The organism is Peribacillus sp. 05N428 (assembly GCF_056397085.1).
The window spans coordinates 1-14,962 of the sequence record NZ_JBFTMS010000067.1; the positions used below are offsets into that span (position 1 = coordinate 1).

The 14,962-nt window shown below is 37.2% G+C and carries 12 protein-coding genes and 2 pseudogenes; 11 read left to right on the forward strand and 3 right to left on the reverse strand.

Annotation, left to right across the window (positions count from 1 at the left end; genetic code table 11):
• A pseudogene (locus AC1DIV_RS28325) lies at positions 1–109 on the forward strand (SpoVR family protein); the annotation flags it as partial.
• A gap of 503 nt (positions 110–612) precedes the next feature.
• On the opposite strand, the gene AC1DIV_RS28330 reads toward AC1DIV_RS28325, so the two are convergent.
• Together AC1DIV_RS28330 and AC1DIV_RS28335 are read right to left on the reverse strand one after the other, a co-directional pair.
• Positions 613–3,270 (reverse strand): heavy metal translocating P-type ATPase, encoded by a 2,658-nt coding sequence (locus AC1DIV_RS28330; protein ID WP_340878456.1) that lies wholly within the window; start codon positions 3,268–3,270, stop codon positions 613–615.
• A 42-nt stretch (positions 3,271–3,312) separates the two neighbouring features.
• Positions 3,313–3,633 carry an ArsR/SmtB family transcription factor gene (locus AC1DIV_RS28335; RefSeq protein WP_340874881.1) on the reverse strand — a complete coding sequence of 107 codons (321 nt, stop codon included), beginning with the start codon at positions 3,631–3,633 and terminating at the stop codon, positions 3,313–3,315.
• Between the two features lie 123 nt (positions 3,634–3,756).
• Here AC1DIV_RS28335 and AC1DIV_RS28340 point away from each other — a divergent pair, with 123 nt between their 5' ends.
• The 7 genes from AC1DIV_RS28340 to AC1DIV_RS28370 all read left to right on the forward strand — a co-directional run bounded on the left by AC1DIV_RS28340 (position 3,757) and on the right by AC1DIV_RS28370 (position 9,728).
• The gene (locus AC1DIV_RS28340; RefSeq protein ID WP_340874883.1) at positions 3,757–4,299 is read left to right on the forward strand and encodes a copper resistance CopC family protein; all 543 of its coding nucleotides are present in this window, start codon (positions 3,757–3,759) and stop codon (positions 4,297–4,299) included.
• Between the two features lie 233 nt (positions 4,300–4,532).
• The gene (locus tag AC1DIV_RS28345) at positions 4,533–5,216 is read left to right on the forward strand and encodes a DsbA family protein (RefSeq protein ID WP_477577870.1); all 684 of its coding nucleotides are present in this window, start codon (positions 4,533–4,535) and stop codon (positions 5,214–5,216) included.
• Entirely contained in the window at positions 5,216–5,653 is a 438-nt protein-coding gene (locus tag AC1DIV_RS28350) for a disulfide oxidoreductase (protein ID WP_477577876.1), read from the forward strand. Before AC1DIV_RS28345 ends, AC1DIV_RS28350 begins: the two co-directional genes overlap by 1 nt.
• Before the next feature lie 162 nt (positions 5,654–5,815).
• The gene (locus AC1DIV_RS28355) at positions 5,816–6,436 is read left to right on the forward strand and encodes a class I SAM-dependent methyltransferase (protein WP_477577871.1); all 621 of its coding nucleotides are present in this window, start codon (positions 5,816–5,818) and stop codon (positions 6,434–6,436) included.
• Between the two features lie 9 nt (positions 6,437–6,445).
• Positions 6,446–6,988 (forward strand): copper resistance CopC family protein, encoded by a 543-nt coding sequence (locus AC1DIV_RS28360; protein ID WP_477577872.1) that lies wholly within the window; start codon positions 6,446–6,448, stop codon positions 6,986–6,988.
• Complete coding sequence (locus AC1DIV_RS28365) at positions 6,985–8,064, forward strand: copper resistance D family protein (RefSeq protein WP_477577873.1); 1,080 nt, start codon at positions 6,985–6,987, stop codon at positions 8,062–8,064. Before AC1DIV_RS28360 ends, AC1DIV_RS28365 begins: the two co-directional genes overlap by 4 nt.
• A 620-nt stretch (positions 8,065–8,684) precedes the next feature.
• Positions 8,685–9,728 carry an amidase domain-containing protein gene (locus AC1DIV_RS28370; protein ID WP_477577874.1) on the forward strand — a complete coding sequence of 348 codons (1,044 nt, stop codon included), beginning with the start codon at positions 8,685–8,687 and terminating at the stop codon, positions 9,726–9,728.
• Between the two features lie 49 nt (positions 9,729–9,777).
• On the opposite strand, the gene AC1DIV_RS28375 is transcribed toward AC1DIV_RS28370, so the two are convergent.
• The gene (locus AC1DIV_RS28375; protein ID WP_477577875.1) at positions 9,778–10,950 is read right to left on the reverse strand and encodes an alkaline phosphatase; all 1,173 of its coding nucleotides are present in this window, start codon (positions 10,948–10,950) and stop codon (positions 9,778–9,780) included.
• A 523-nt stretch (positions 10,951–11,473) separates the two neighbouring features.
• Between AC1DIV_RS28375 and AC1DIV_RS28380 the strand changes: the two genes are divergently transcribed.
• The 3 genes and pseudogenes from AC1DIV_RS28380 to AC1DIV_RS28390 all read left to right on the forward strand — a co-directional run.
• Positions 11,474–13,012 (forward strand): phosphoesterase, encoded by a 1,539-nt coding sequence (locus tag AC1DIV_RS28380; protein WP_340874895.1) that lies wholly within the window; start codon positions 11,474–11,476, stop codon positions 13,010–13,012.
• Between the two features lie 99 nt (positions 13,013–13,111).
• Entirely contained in the window at positions 13,112–14,167 is a 1,056-nt protein-coding gene (locus tag AC1DIV_RS28385; RefSeq protein WP_340874898.1) for a HupE/UreJ family protein, read from the forward strand.
• 259 nt (positions 14,168–14,426) lie between these two features.
• A pseudogene (locus AC1DIV_RS28390) lies at positions 14,427–14,962 on the forward strand (SpoVR family protein); the annotation flags it as partial.

Here is a 14,962-nt window from a genome sequence, read left to right on the forward strand (position 1 = left end):
ATATATCCATCAGCTTTGGGGCCGCTCCGTGCATATGGAATCAGTCATAGAAGGAAAAGAAGTCCTGTTTTCTTATGATGGAAAAGGCATTCACCGGAAATATTTATAAAGTTGATAAAACTGCCGGTCACTCGGCAGTTTTCTTGTTTCAAGTTAAAAATCAGGGAATATGTCGATGTCATGTCTATCGATAAATTACTGTGAAAAACAAATATTGGGTTGGAGGTTATGCCTGTTAAACATCCCTAATAAAATTGAATTTGGTCAAATAAATGCAAATTACTTAAATTAAATCTTCAATACAATGAATAATGAGTTTGAAATGGAATCCGTCGTGCGTTCTCTGAAATAACTTAATGGTCGAATGCTGAAGTCTTCCCTATGTTGTACTACTACTTGGGATATTAAAAAAGGGATGGTGAAGGAAAACCATTGACGTAGTAGCCTGAATTTGGATGCAATAATTTTAATTGAAGTTATAACAAATGCTATTTGTGGATGGTTAACGGTTCGTTAGCTTAATATCGAACCTGTCTTTAAGGCAGTTTTTTTAAAAATATTATTATTGTAAAAAAATGAGATATCTCTTATCAAGAAACATCTCATAAATATCTATTCTTTAAATTTTAACAATCTCATGGCATTTAAAATAACAATTAAGGCTGCACCTGTATCACTTAACACAGCTATCCATAGTGTAAGCCAACCTGGGAAGATGAATACTAACGCAAGGACTTTAATAATGATAGAGAACCAAATATTTTGTTTAATAATCGTTAAAGCTTTTTTACTTAACTTCATTGTATGGGATAATTTATCAAGGTTATCAGCCATTAAAACAATATCAGCTGTTTCCATCGCGGTATCAGTTCCTGCACCACCCATAGCAATACCTAAATCTGCTGTTGCAAGTGCTGGCGCATCATTAATACCGTCGCCAACCATGGCCACCTTATGACCTTCATTTTGTAATTTCTTTATGGCATCTACTTTATCCTCTGGCAATAAGTCCGCGAAATAACGATTAACATTCGCTTCAAAAGCAATCATTTTAGCGGTTCCTTCATTATCTCCAGTCAACATAACCGTTTGATTAACTCCACTTTGTTTTAATGCTTCTAAAGCTGATGCTGAAGTGTCCCGTATTGTATCTGAAACAGCAATAACTCCGATAACTTGAGTTTGTGTCCCTATTATAACTACTGTTTTCCCTTTGTTCTGTATTTCATGAATATGTTTTTTTATATCCTCTAAATCTACATTCATTTCTTCGAATAGCTTTAGATTACCTGCGTAAAAAATATCTCCTTGAATTGTTGCTTGAACACCTTTTCCTACAATACTTTTGTATAACTCACCATTTTTAGGTTGGATTCCTTTTTCGTTGCCGTAACGAACAATCGATTTGGCAATAGGATGTGTTGAGAAACCTTCTAGTGTTAATGCTATGGACAGTAATGTTTCTTCTGATACGTTTATCGACTTAATTTCTGATACTTGAGGCTTTCCTTCCGTTAAAGTTCCTGTTTTATCAAATGCAATGGCCGTGATGGCACCTGCTTTTTCTAAAAACGTTCCGCCCTTAATTAATATTCCGTTCTTTGCGGCGTTTCCAATAGCTGATACGATCGCAACAGGAGTAGAAATGACTAAAGCACAAGGACAAGCTACAACAAGTATTTCAAGTCCTTTATAAAACCACTCGCCCCAAGTGCCAAATCCAAGTAGTGAAGGTACAACCATTACTGCCAATGCTAAAATAAATACAACAGGTGTATATATACTTGCAAACTTATCTACAAATGCTTCTGTTGGTGCTTTTTGTTCTTGTGCTTCTTCAACTAAGTGAATAATTTTTGATATAGTCGTATCTTCCACTAACTTAGTGACCCTAATCTCAAGAGAACCATTTTCATTTATGGTTCCTGCGTATACTGTATCACCAATATTCTTATCGATAGGAATGGATTCTCCTGTAATGGGTGCCTGATTTACACTTGATTCACCTTGAATGATTTCACCGTCTAATGGAATTTTATCGCCTGGTTTGACAAAGATAATATCACCGACATTTATTTCTTCAACTGGTTTTTTGATGATTTCTGAGCCTACATAGATCCAAGCTTCAGGGGGAGCTAAATCCATAAGATTACGAATCGAATTCCTTGTTCGTTCAATTGATTTTGTTTGTAGTAAATTGCCGATTGCAAATAACCAAACAACGGTAGCGCCTTCAAGCCATTCACCGATTAGTGCAGCTCCAATAGCCGCAACAGACATGAGGACATTCATATCCAGTGAACGACTTTTTATTGCATAGAATGCACTTTTAACTGGCTTAGCCCCACTTATCACCATTGCAATGGCGTACAGTATTGAGGACATCGTGGTAGAAACTCCATTAAATGAACCGATAAAGCCAAGAGCGATTAGTACACCAGATAAGATGACTAAACCATTTTCGTTTTTATTTTTATGGGTCTGTATCGACTGGTTTTTTGATGGTAAGGAAGCTTTAAAACCGATTTTAGAAACTTCGGTCATAATATCTTCAACACTATTGGAATGTTCGATTTTCATTTTTCCAGTCGAGAAATTAACGCTGACATTTTTAACCGATGGAAGGGTATTTAAGTGGTTTTCAATGCTCTTAGCACAACTACCACAATCCATTCCTTCAATTTCAAATGTTTTGATATTCCCATTTTGATTTAAAGGTTCAATAGAAAATCCAAGTTTTTCGATTTCACTCTCAATCGGGATAAAGGCATCAGCGTTAGTGGCAGCAACTTGCATTTTCGCTGTGCTGTAATTAACTTTTACTTCAGCTATATCCTTTAATGTGCTTAAACCTTTTTCAATGGTTTTTGCACAAGCAGGACAATCCATTCCATGAACTCTATATGCCATCTTCTCGCAAGGAGGAAGAGAATTCGAGATTGTATCTTTTGTCTGTTGATCATTACTACTACAACAGTTTGTTTTCAAGGTAATTTTCTCTTCTGTTGTTTCACTGTTACAACAAGCATTAGTTTTTTGCTTATTGTCACTTGTTGGGGAAGGGCTACAACAGCTTATTTTTTCTTGTTCATTAACGGTTTCCTTTGATGAATTACTGCTACAACAATTATTTTTTACTTGAATTAAAATAGGTAATGGATTATTACCATTTACTGAAATATTGTTACTTGAACAACAACTTGAATTCTCTAGTTTTGCAATGGATTCATCAGACGCGCTACAACCATTTTCCTTTTTATTTTCATTCATTTTATTTGAGCCACAACATTGGTCATCCAATTTAAATCACCCCTAATCGATATGACGATCGCAACATGCAACATCATTTTGAACATCTCCAAGAACTGTATCAAACATCGTTAATAAATCCCGTATATGTTGATTTCGTAAACTGTAATAGCTGTATTTTCCTTCATTCCTCCCCACAATAATTCCACAACCTTTTAAACACGCAAGATGTTGAGAAATATTAGATTGATTACCGCTAATCTCTTCTACAATTTGGGAAACCGTTTTTTCTTGAATTTTTATACATTCGAGGATTTGAATCCTTGTTTTATTTGAAAATCCATGGATTAGTTTAACCTTCATATCGATATCAATATTTTGCATATATTTACCTCCGAACATATTAGACAGGGCTAATGTGTTTTGTTATTATCATATTAGCAATACCTAATATGTGTGTCAAACAATGTTAAATGATTACATAATTAATGAAAAGGAGTTCATTGAATGACTAAAAAGGTTTCAGTATTATTTTTGATCCTGTACTTTTTATGTTCTAATCAAGCATTCGCACACACTTCATTGAAAGAGTCAACACCTAAAGAGGGTGAAGTAATAGCACAACCCATTCAAGAGGTAACTTTAATTTTTGGAACGAAAGTTGAACAGACAAGTAAAATCAATGTTTTAAATTCAAACGGAGAATCTATTCCACTTGGGAATTTCGTAATCGAAGACGATGAAATGTGGGCTACTTTCTTTCAGCCTTTAGAGAACGGAGATTATAAAGTTAACTGGACGATAATAGGGGGAGATGGACATCCGATAGATGGTCATTTTTCTTTCACTGTTAATGATCCTATGGCTGAAACTCCTTCGAAAGAGCAAAAGAAAGAGACTGCACAAGTTAAAGAAAAAGAAGTAATTACGCCAGCAAAACATGAAACTGAACAAAATAAAATGCAGTCTTACATAATACCATTAACCATAGGTGTTTTATTATTTATCGTTATAGGCAGTTTTTTGTGGTTAATGAGGAGGAAAAAGTGAAAAATGATCGTCTTGGGTGAAATTAGTGAGGCATTATTATTTCTTTGCTTTCCCTTCTAACAGGTAGCTTTCTTTTATATCTTTTTGCCAAGGCATTATCGTCCAGAAATAAACGGATCAAAGGATGTTTTAATGTTGGGGACTGGTTTGATTTTCGAAAGAAGTTATTTAACTGTTAGTTAAGTATCCAATAAGATTATAAGTTTAGAAAATAATTTCAAAGAGGTGTAAGGATGATGAAAAGTAAAAATCCACCATTTAAAATTGCAGTAATTCTAACATTAGCCGTATTTGTTTTATTGGCTGCATTAGTCATCGTTAACAATATGAAATCTAAATCAAATAGTGAAACAACGTATGATAAACAGCCACCAATAGAAGGTCAACCTACTTTAGGTGAAGCTGATGCTCCGATAACAGTAGTGGAATTCGGTGATTTTAAATGCCCTTCTTGTAAAGCCTGGGGGGAAACCATTTATCCACAATTAATGAGTGATTATGTAGACACGGGCAAAGTGAAGTTTTCGTATATCAATGTGTTATTTCATGGGGATGAATCCAAACTAGGTTCATTGGCTGGAGAAGCAGTTTATAAACAAAACCCAGAAAGTTATTGGATATTCCATAAAGAGTTATTTAAAGCACAACCAAGTGAGAATCACGACGGATTATGGATAACAAATGAGAAAATTTTAGAAATAGCAAAGACTATTCCTGAAATTGATGTACAACAATTAAAAAACGATTTAGAGAACCAAACGGGTTTAGAAGAAGTAAATAAGGATGAAAAATTAGTTGAAGAGTTTAAAGTACAATCTACCCCAAGTATCATGGTTAACGGTACGATGCTCGAAGACCCCTTTGACTATAAAAAGATTACAAGCCTTATAGATAAAGAGTTTGAGGATAGTAAATGATGAAAGAAAGGGCAAGAAGGCCAAATAATAATCAGTTATTTCTTTATATGGCGTGGTTAGTTTCTGTTGTGGCAACGTTGGGGAGTTTATACTTTAGTGAAATTCGTGGGTTTATTCCTTGTGAACTATGTTGGTATCAGCGTATATTGATGTACCCATTAGCCTTAATTCTTGGAATTGGTACTTTCCAAAATGACGCTTCGGTAAAAAGATTTATATTACCCATGGCGATAATTGGTTGGTGTATTTCTCTTTTCCACTACCTCGAACAAAAAGTTCCAGGGTTTGCCGAATTAAAACCATGCGTAAGTGGTGTTCCTTGTAGTGCAGAATATATTAACTGGCTTGGCTTTATCACTATTCCATTTTTAGCATTATCAGCTTTTTCTTTGATTATCGTGTTCATGCTTTTGATAAAAAAACCAAAAAAAGATTAAAGATAAAAGGCAATCCGATAGGGTGAAGATCTTGAAAAAGCATTCATCAGATATGGGCGCTACTCTAATTGTCACACTCAACAACCTACGACTTCTCAGATTAAAAGACAAATAATAGAGGGCTCCCATCGAGGGAGCCTATTTTGATTGGAGGGGAAAGCAATGAATAACAAGTGGAATAAATTTATTTATAAATGTTGGTCGCCTATTTACGATTATGTCTTTAACGCTGGATTATTTTTAAAAGCAAGAAAAGAAATCTTTCATGAAATTAGCTTGGACAAGGGAAGTAAAGTTCTTGTAGTCGGTGTTGGAACGGGAGCGGACCTACCTTACCTACTCCATAAGGGATATGAGATTACGGCTATTGACTACTCGGGTGATATGTTAAAACAGGCACAAGGGAAATATGCCGATCCATCCATAACGTTTAAAGAAATGGATGCACAGCAATTGGACTTTGAGAACGAAACATATGACTTTATTGTTGCCAACTTAATTCTTACGGTAGTACCTGATGCGGAAAAAACGATCAAGGAAATGGTACGGGTATTAAAGAAGAATGGCAGTTTTCTCGTGTTTGATAAGTTTGTGCCAAAAGGAAAAAAAATAAGGATGGGTCAGAGAGTATTACGCCCCATACTAAAAGGAATGGGGACCGATATCGGAATGGACTTTTATGATGTTTACAAAATTGTCGGAAACGCCTGCGAAATTATAGAGGATAAGGATGTTATGATGAATGGGTTGTATAGAAAAATAACAGCTAACAAGAAAGGATAGATCATAAGAATGAGAAAGCTACTCTTTATGTTGATGTGTATGTTCCTATCCATTCCTACCATAGCCAATGCACACACGGAACTTTCTTCCTCCAACCCTAAAGAAGGGCAAATGGTTACCGAGGAACTGGATGAAATCGTTCTGGACTTTGCAGGAGCTATTGAGGAATTAAGCACCATGAAACTCATGAAAGATGGGGAAGAGGTTTCACTTTCTCAAGTTCAGGTACAGAACAAGAAAATGGTTGGAACACCTTCTGCTCCTCTTGAAAATGGTTCGTATATCATTGACTGGACTATTGCAGGGGAGGATGGGCATCCCATTTCTGGCAAGGTTTCATTCAGTGTACAAGTAGAACACATGAAAGAAGAAAAAGAAGCGGCACAACCAAAGGCAGAAGAAAACAAACAAGAAAATGAACAGCAGGATAATGAAGCGGTGCAAAAGGAAGATCAACCCTCATCCAAACCAGTAACAACCATCGTCACCGTCCTTCTTTTTGTCATTTTGGGGGTAGGTCTAGTTTTGCTGTTTAGGAAGAAGCGCAAATGATAAATATGCTTATCCCTTTTGCTGAATTTGGAAACTATATATTGTTTTCCATACTTGCGGGGCATGTGGCGCTACAATTTGTACCAGAAGAAAAAAAGCCAGTGATTAGGATACCGAAACCTGTTTTGCTTCTTTCTACCCTTGGTATTATTATTTTTACATTAGGACCCATTGTGCAAGTCATCTCCTTTTTTAAGGAAGGTATTGGGTTACAACAAGCCACCTTGTCCGCCTTTACTGATTTTCAGGTAGGAAAAGCCTGGACGTTCATCGGGTTTATGGCGACATTATTATGGATGACCATCCATGTACAAGGATCAAAATATGTACAGGCCATATTGTTATTTCTGATGTTCCTTGGAGTGGGTTATGCTAGCCATAGTGCATCGTTGTCATTTTGGTCGGGATTGTTCTCTCACACGACACATTTTCTTATTGTCTCATTATGGACAGGCATACTCATCCATGTTTCTTGGTTCTCAAAGAAGCAATCCAATTGGTTAAGGTTTTTACGATGGTTTACACCATTTGCTCTTGCCTGTTTAGTCATCATATTAATAAGTGGGTTTATCATAATGATTTCTTTTGTGGAACCACAGGATTATATGAAATCTTGGGTCCTGCCTTACGGGCAGATGCTGCTTCTTAAACACATAAGTATCATACCTGTTATCGCTTTTGCATTTGTTAACGGCTATCTTGTAAAAAAAGCATTGTATCTTTCATCCTTCAACCCACGTCCTTGGCTAATAGGTGAAACCATTTTACTGATGATTGTTTTCTATTTTACAGGAGTATTAGGGACGCTCATGCCTCCTCATGAAATTGATTTAACAGTAATTTCAGAAGGTGCCTCCCCTTGGGTAGAATGGTTATTAAGTAGAGATATTATTGCTCCGTTGCAAATACAGTTCATCCCATCTCTTCAAACCATCTTGTTAATGATAATTTCGCTCGTGTTTTTGTCGATGATTGTTGTAAGTTTCAGAAAGACAAAACCCTATTTAGGACTCGTATTCGGAATAAGTTTTATTGCGGCCTTATATATGGGTTTGATGCTATCAATTTCAATATAAAAGGTGGATTCACGATTGAATTAAGAATGAAAAAATTTACTCAGAAGCAATCAACTCTTAATTACGTTATAAAACCTCGGCAGTTGCTGAGGTTTTTTGTGATACCAAAGAGTGTAATAACTGTGGTTAAGGCAGAAGAAATGATAAAAAACGGTAAGCTGAAGAATTGGATAGTCGGTTCAATAATAGTATTGATTTGGAGTTTGATTATCATGGCGTACATTTTTTGCAAGCCAGCTCAAATGAGTTTCGTATATTCAGTGAGTAAAAATGTATAAAACGGCGTGGAGGGTTAAAAAAGGCTTTTGAATTGCTACCTCATCTTTGCAGGTGTTTGGTTTCTACTTTATCATTCCTCTTTTTTGGGGTTTAATATTGTCTTTATCTGAGTGATGGTCAACATAAATTGAACTATGGAAGGAACTAATCGCAAGTTGATGGGTTCCTTTTTTTAACGGTTGTAAAATTAACTGCTTGAAATCTTAATTAAATTAAAAAGAGTTGTAAAAAATAAAACTGAATGACAGGTATACAGCTACAACTTAGAAGAGGTGATCTCTATACGAAATACAAACATTTTACTATTGGTTTTTCTGCTGCTTTTTCATGGAGAGCCTGTATTGGCGATAAATGAAGGACCAGAACAACAATTGGACGTATTCATAAAAGAGCTGTTTGATTCACGGGCGCAATTACTCATCAATCAGAAACAAGATACCATCCATTTTTTTTATGATTTTTCAGAACCATCAAGTAATTCAGCTTTTGAAAAAGAAATAAAAAGAAGTATGTATGTAAATGCTTGGGCGCACATGAGAGGTATTTTATTGCTTGACACTACAAGCAAAGTCGATATCGTACATAAAAAAGTAAATGCGAGCGAAGCTGAAGTGCTTGTATTCCACAGGTTAGGTGTATCGTATGTCTATGAAAAACAACCCTTCCCGATTGAATCATTTGCTCTTGGGACACGCCATACGATATTTCTTAGAAGAGACAAGGAACAATGGATAGTTGAACGCGAAACATATACCGAAACAATTGCAAATAATCCAGAGTTAATTCCACAAGGTTCTCGTAGCATCATATCCTTTCCTTTGAACCATCAATCAGCTTTTATCACCAAAGGAGAACCTAACAAAAGATATAAAGCTGTTGCCTATGCCAATAAATATGCATTAGTGGCATTGGATGCTGATAAACGTCAAATGTATAATCCAAAATATAAAGACTACTTTCCGTTGGGAGGCGATTGCACAAATTTTGCTTCACAAGTTCTTGGTGACCCAGATGAAGCAGGTGCTTTACCGATGAATCAAGGGTGGCATTATACCAATCGTAATGTCAGTAAATCTTGGGTTCATACAGACTCGTTTTATGAATATTTAATAAAAAGTGATTATGGAAAAGAAATTGGAGGTGGCTTTTATGACGACATAGCATCAGAGTCCGTGGGTAGGCAGAGTTTGATTAGTTCGCTTCAACCAGGGGACTTGATCGCCTATGAAGAAAAAGGTGATATTGTACATTTCTCCATTGTAGTAGGGAAAGACAACCAAGGATATCAGCTAGTGAACTCCCATACAGCGGATCGATATCATGTACCTTGGGACTTGGGGTGGGATGTAAGTACCAGGTTCCACCTTATACAAATCCATTACTAACGGAAATAATCAAAAAAGCATGTGCTCAGTGCACATGCTTCTTGATTTGTCATTTTAATTTCATTGCCTCAACAAGTACATCATGGATATGGGTATTCTGAAACACTCCTGAGATTTTTTCAGCACCAGGTCCTTGGGCGGTAAACGGAACAAAAACACCTGTATGCTCTTTTGTCGTCCAATCTACGGTGAATTGTTGATCGGAATTTGCGGCAGTAAACGGTCCATCTTCTGGTGATTGATCCCCTGACTCGTCTTCAGAATCAACAGCCTCAATGCCAAGTCCACCTGTTTCATGGTCTGCACCAACAATTATAAGGGTATTTGGATGTGATTTAGCAAATTCTTTGGCAATTTCAACCGAACGATTTAATTGCTTTCCTGATTTAATCACAAGATCTGCGTTATTTTCATGGGCCATCTCGTCAATCCCTTCCTCTTCTACCACTAAAAAGAAACCGTCAGGATCTTTTGATAGCGTTGCAATTGCCTTTCTTGTCATATCTGGTAAAGAAACAGCTGGTTGATATATGCCCTGTCCTTCAGGTCCTTTTGTAAACATTTCCTCCTCTGCAAATAAACCAAGGATTTTTGGACCAGTAGCGGCATTCATTTGGTTGGTATTCTCTGCATAAGAATATCCTTGCTTCTTTGCTTGTTCTATAAGATTTACTTCATCTTTCACAAAATGTGCTTTTCCGCCACCTAAGATCACATCTACTTTGTTGTCAGCTAAAAATTGTTTTGCAATCTCTGTTTGCTGTTTACGATCCTCAACATGTGCTCCAAATGCACCGCCAGTGGCATCTGTCACTTGGCTAGTTGTTACAATTCCTGTTGATCTGCCTGACTTTTTTGCTTGTTCTAATACTGTTTCGACAGGCCGTTTGTTTTCATCCACGCCTATGGCACCGTTATACGTTTTTATGCCTGATGCGAACGCTGTTGCACCAGCCGCGGAATCAGTTACGATAGATGTTGAATTTGTTATAGAGAGCCCAACATATGGCATTTGATTCATGGGGATAGTTCCACGCGGACCAGCTGACATCAAGCGAATTAATTCACGGTGATCAGGTCCCATTCCATCACCTACAAAGAAAATGACATTTTTCGCATGTGCTGACCACTGGTTTGATGTGTCCTTTGCCTTAACGGATGGAAGATAAGTTAACGACATTAATAGAAGAACAAACAAAATCTTACACAAATTGCTTTTCATCTTGTTTTAAAACCCTCCTTTGTTTTTAAAGTACAAACTCTATTATCTCCTGAGGTGAGTCTAATGAATGATGGAAATTAAAGGCATACAACTAATCCATTTTTGTGGTTAATCCAGAATTAAAACGCGTTAGTTTCGACAAGGAAGAGGAGTTGTTTTGTAAAACGATAAGGTACTCATAGTTTGCTTCTTTTATTATGGAAGAAGAAGTTATTGAAATAAAAAAGAACCACACCTTAGCAAATAAAGCGGCAGAATTAAATGGTGATATTTGTAATCGCTAGGGGATTTATCATTTACATTGTTTAGTCTTTAATGACATTTATTTTCCATACAATATTCCAACAATGCTATCTTACCTTCGTGTTCCAACTAGAAATAAAAAAGTTCCTAGCAGGATTCTGCTTTGGGACCTTCTGGTATTGTCGGAATATTAACAAGATTTTTACAATCGATTAATTTTATTCATACACAGGTTCCTTATAATTCAACTGTTGATTATATACATAGGAGGAACGTGAACATGAAATCTCGTGATAAGAAGAAAGCTATTCCTTTAATCGCAACAACACTTCTTGTAACCACAGCTTTTACAACCCAACCTTTTATCAAGGATAATGATCAAAAAACACAAGCAAAAGAATTTTCAAAAGAAGAAAAAAAGCAGAATAGGGCTACATGGCTCGCAGGGGATCATCATATTCATAGTGAATGGAGTGTAGGCTGGGACAACACCAAAAACCCTCCTGAACCAATCAAAGGTGGAGATGCTATATACCCAACCGTCAAAAATGCTCAAAATGCACATAAATATGGACTTGATTGGATGGTTACGACTGATCATGGTGGACCGAACCATTCCAAGGTGAATTTAGAGCAAGCATACCCTGAATTGTTGAAATCTCGTCAAGCAGTTCCAGAAGTTCTTCAGTTCTATGGAATGGAATTTGATACGCCTGCTGCCGATCACAGTTCAATTATCATTCCAAAAGGTGATAATGAATCAAAAACACTTTATGACATAGAAAGTAAGTTTAATAAGCGTGAGCCGTATCCAAATGATGGTAGCCGAGATACGGAATCCACTATGATCGATGCCCTTAACTATATGAAGCAAATGGACGAGCCTCCAATTCAAATTGCACATCACCCTTCTCGTTCAGCAACAGGTGATGGTGAGTGGGGGCAGGATACACCGCAGGAATTCCGTAATTGGAACGACACAGCGCCGAACATTTCCATCGGTATGGAAGGTGCTCCTGGCCACCAGGCTTCCGCTATCAATTCAGACGGCTCGCTTGACCCTAAAGGTGCCCGAGGATCATATGGAAACGAAAACGCCCCAACCATGGGCGGATTTGATCAAATGACAGCTAAAGTTGGCGGTTTATGGGATTCCATGCTAGGTGAAGGAAGACACTGGTGGATTACCGCTACTTCTGACTCGCATGTTAACTGGCGTGATGGGGGAAGCGACTTCTGGCCTGGAGAATACTCAAAAACGTATGTAAAAGCAGAGAAAGACTACAAAGACATCATGGAAAGCCTTCGTAATGGTAAAGTATTCGTAGCAACAGGTGACCTCGTCTCTGAATTAGATGTTAAAGCTCAAGCTGGAGGAAAATCACGCTGGTACTCTAAATCCAAAGGAAATTCGGCCTCTATTGGGGAAACTCTTACATTACCAGGTAAGAAGTCTAAGGATGTAACAGTCACAGTTCGAATAAAAGATCCTAATGCTGCGAATTCTCATGGAGATCAACCAAAAGTAAAACGGGTCGACTTAATTGTAGGAGAGGTGACTGGAAAAGTGGAAGACCGCTCAACCGCTGCCAATCCGACAACAAAAGTCGTCAAACGTTTTACTGAGAAAGATTGGAAGCAACGTGGCGAATATATCGAGATTTCCTATACGTTAAAGGATGTTGATAAAGATAGTTATATCCGTTTACGTGGAACGAGTACAGACCAGTTAGAGCCAGAAAAAGACCCTAAGGGAGAAAACCCATGGACAGATCTTTGGTTCTACTCGAACCCAATATTTATCAAGTCCACAAAGTAAATGTGAAGAGAAAAAATGGGCGAGGAGCATCATTACTCCTCGTCTTTGCTATAATCCTAAAACATCAGAGAAAGAAACAATCGGAATGGAGTGAATGCAATGAAAAGGGTATGGTTCTTAATGTTCCTTGTGATGATTTCGTTTACCTCTTTACTATCTCCACCAGCATATGCTCACAGTAATAACAGTGAAGGGTTTTCCGTCATTGAAGTGAACGAGAAAAACCTCGATTACGAACTTAAACTGGATCTAACCGAACTTGGGCATTCGATTAATAAAGAAACGGATGCAAAACAATTAATTGACTCTAAAACAGTACAGCAATATATAAATTCACATATATCTCTTTATGCAGATGGTGTAAAAGTTGTTGGAAATGTCAAAAAAACAGATGTTGAAATGATAAAAGACCGCCCGTTTGCTGTAATTAACCTGACTTATATGATGGAACATAAACCAAAAAAGCTAACTGTTGACTATAACATGTTCCTGGATGACTCCGATCCAAGCCATGCAAACTTTGCAACCGTTAAAATGGACGGAAAACAACAAGAAAAGATTCTTACGTACGAATCAAGAGAATTTGAGATTGGAGAAGTTAGTTTCGTACAAAACATAAAGCAGTTTTTATTGCTTGGGTTAGAACATATTTTTACAGGTTATGATCATATTCTTTTTGTCATTAGTTTGCTCTTTGGGGCAAAGACGATTAAAAACATTCTTTCCTTGGTCACAGCCTTTACGATAGCCCATAGTATAACCTTGGTTCTTGCCACATTAGAGATTGTGCAGTTACCAGGCAGGTTTGTAGAGTCGGCCATTGCCTTAAGCATTATTTATGTTGCACTCATCAATATTTTTGATAAAGATGCCAAACACCATCCATGGCTTGCCTTCGGTTTTGGACTCATTCATGGTTTCGGCTTTGCAGGAATCCTATCAGAAATGCGACTAGATGGAAATCATCTGGCCACTTCTCTGTTGTCTTTCAATATAGGAATTGAATTGGGACAACTATTAATCGTATCCTTAGCCTTTCCAATAATCCTGTGGATGAAAAAAATTACCTTAAAACCCATTAAATTTGTAATCCCTGGAACGTCGGTAGCTATATTAGCGTTTGGTTTGGTATGGTTTATTCAAAGAGCATTTTGATGAAAGTTTTAATCCATTACTATTTGTAAACAGGCCATCTTTCATAAAAGTTTGGTCTGTTTGTTTTGTTTTATTTTTCACCATCCTTTCCCTCTATAATCGATAAATCGTGGGAAACCTGTTTTATTTAACAAAAGCCTTTGTGATATATGAACATTGGTCATATCCTATATATAACAGTAGGGGGTAGGACGGTGCCTAATTTATGTCTGCATCGGGAATTCATATATGAAGAAAGAAAAAAACACCTATGCGATAGGAGGGCTGGGCATCCTACTGGCATCAGCGGATTATCCGTGAATTGGATCTATCCTCGGGGGAAGCGATTGAATTCGCTAAACTGAACGCAGGTGTCGTGCAGCCTTCACGGACCAGCATCAATCCTTATTATCTAGGATTGAAAGTGCTTGAAGATATTGAAGAACGCTATGATAATCCGACCGAAGAAATGATTAGGCTCGGCGTCAAGCCAGGATCTGGCCGGGAAAAGATGTTCGAAGTCAGGGAAATCGAATCGGATATTTCCTTTCTCCGCAATTATTTGACGAAGGATCTTGTCATGCGGGAGGATATGTACCTTTTCCAAAAGCAGGGGAAGGATTATAAAATCGTCGATAAGGCATGGGAACATGTTCGTGATCAACTTGTGAGCATGAGGGTTAACGGAGGTTTCCCTTATATCACAGTTAACGATGGGGACTTCATGCGTAATGGGGAACTTTATCTAAAACATTGGTATGAAGATATTGAGCTGGATCTGAAATATCTCGAAAAAGTCATGCCATATATCCATCA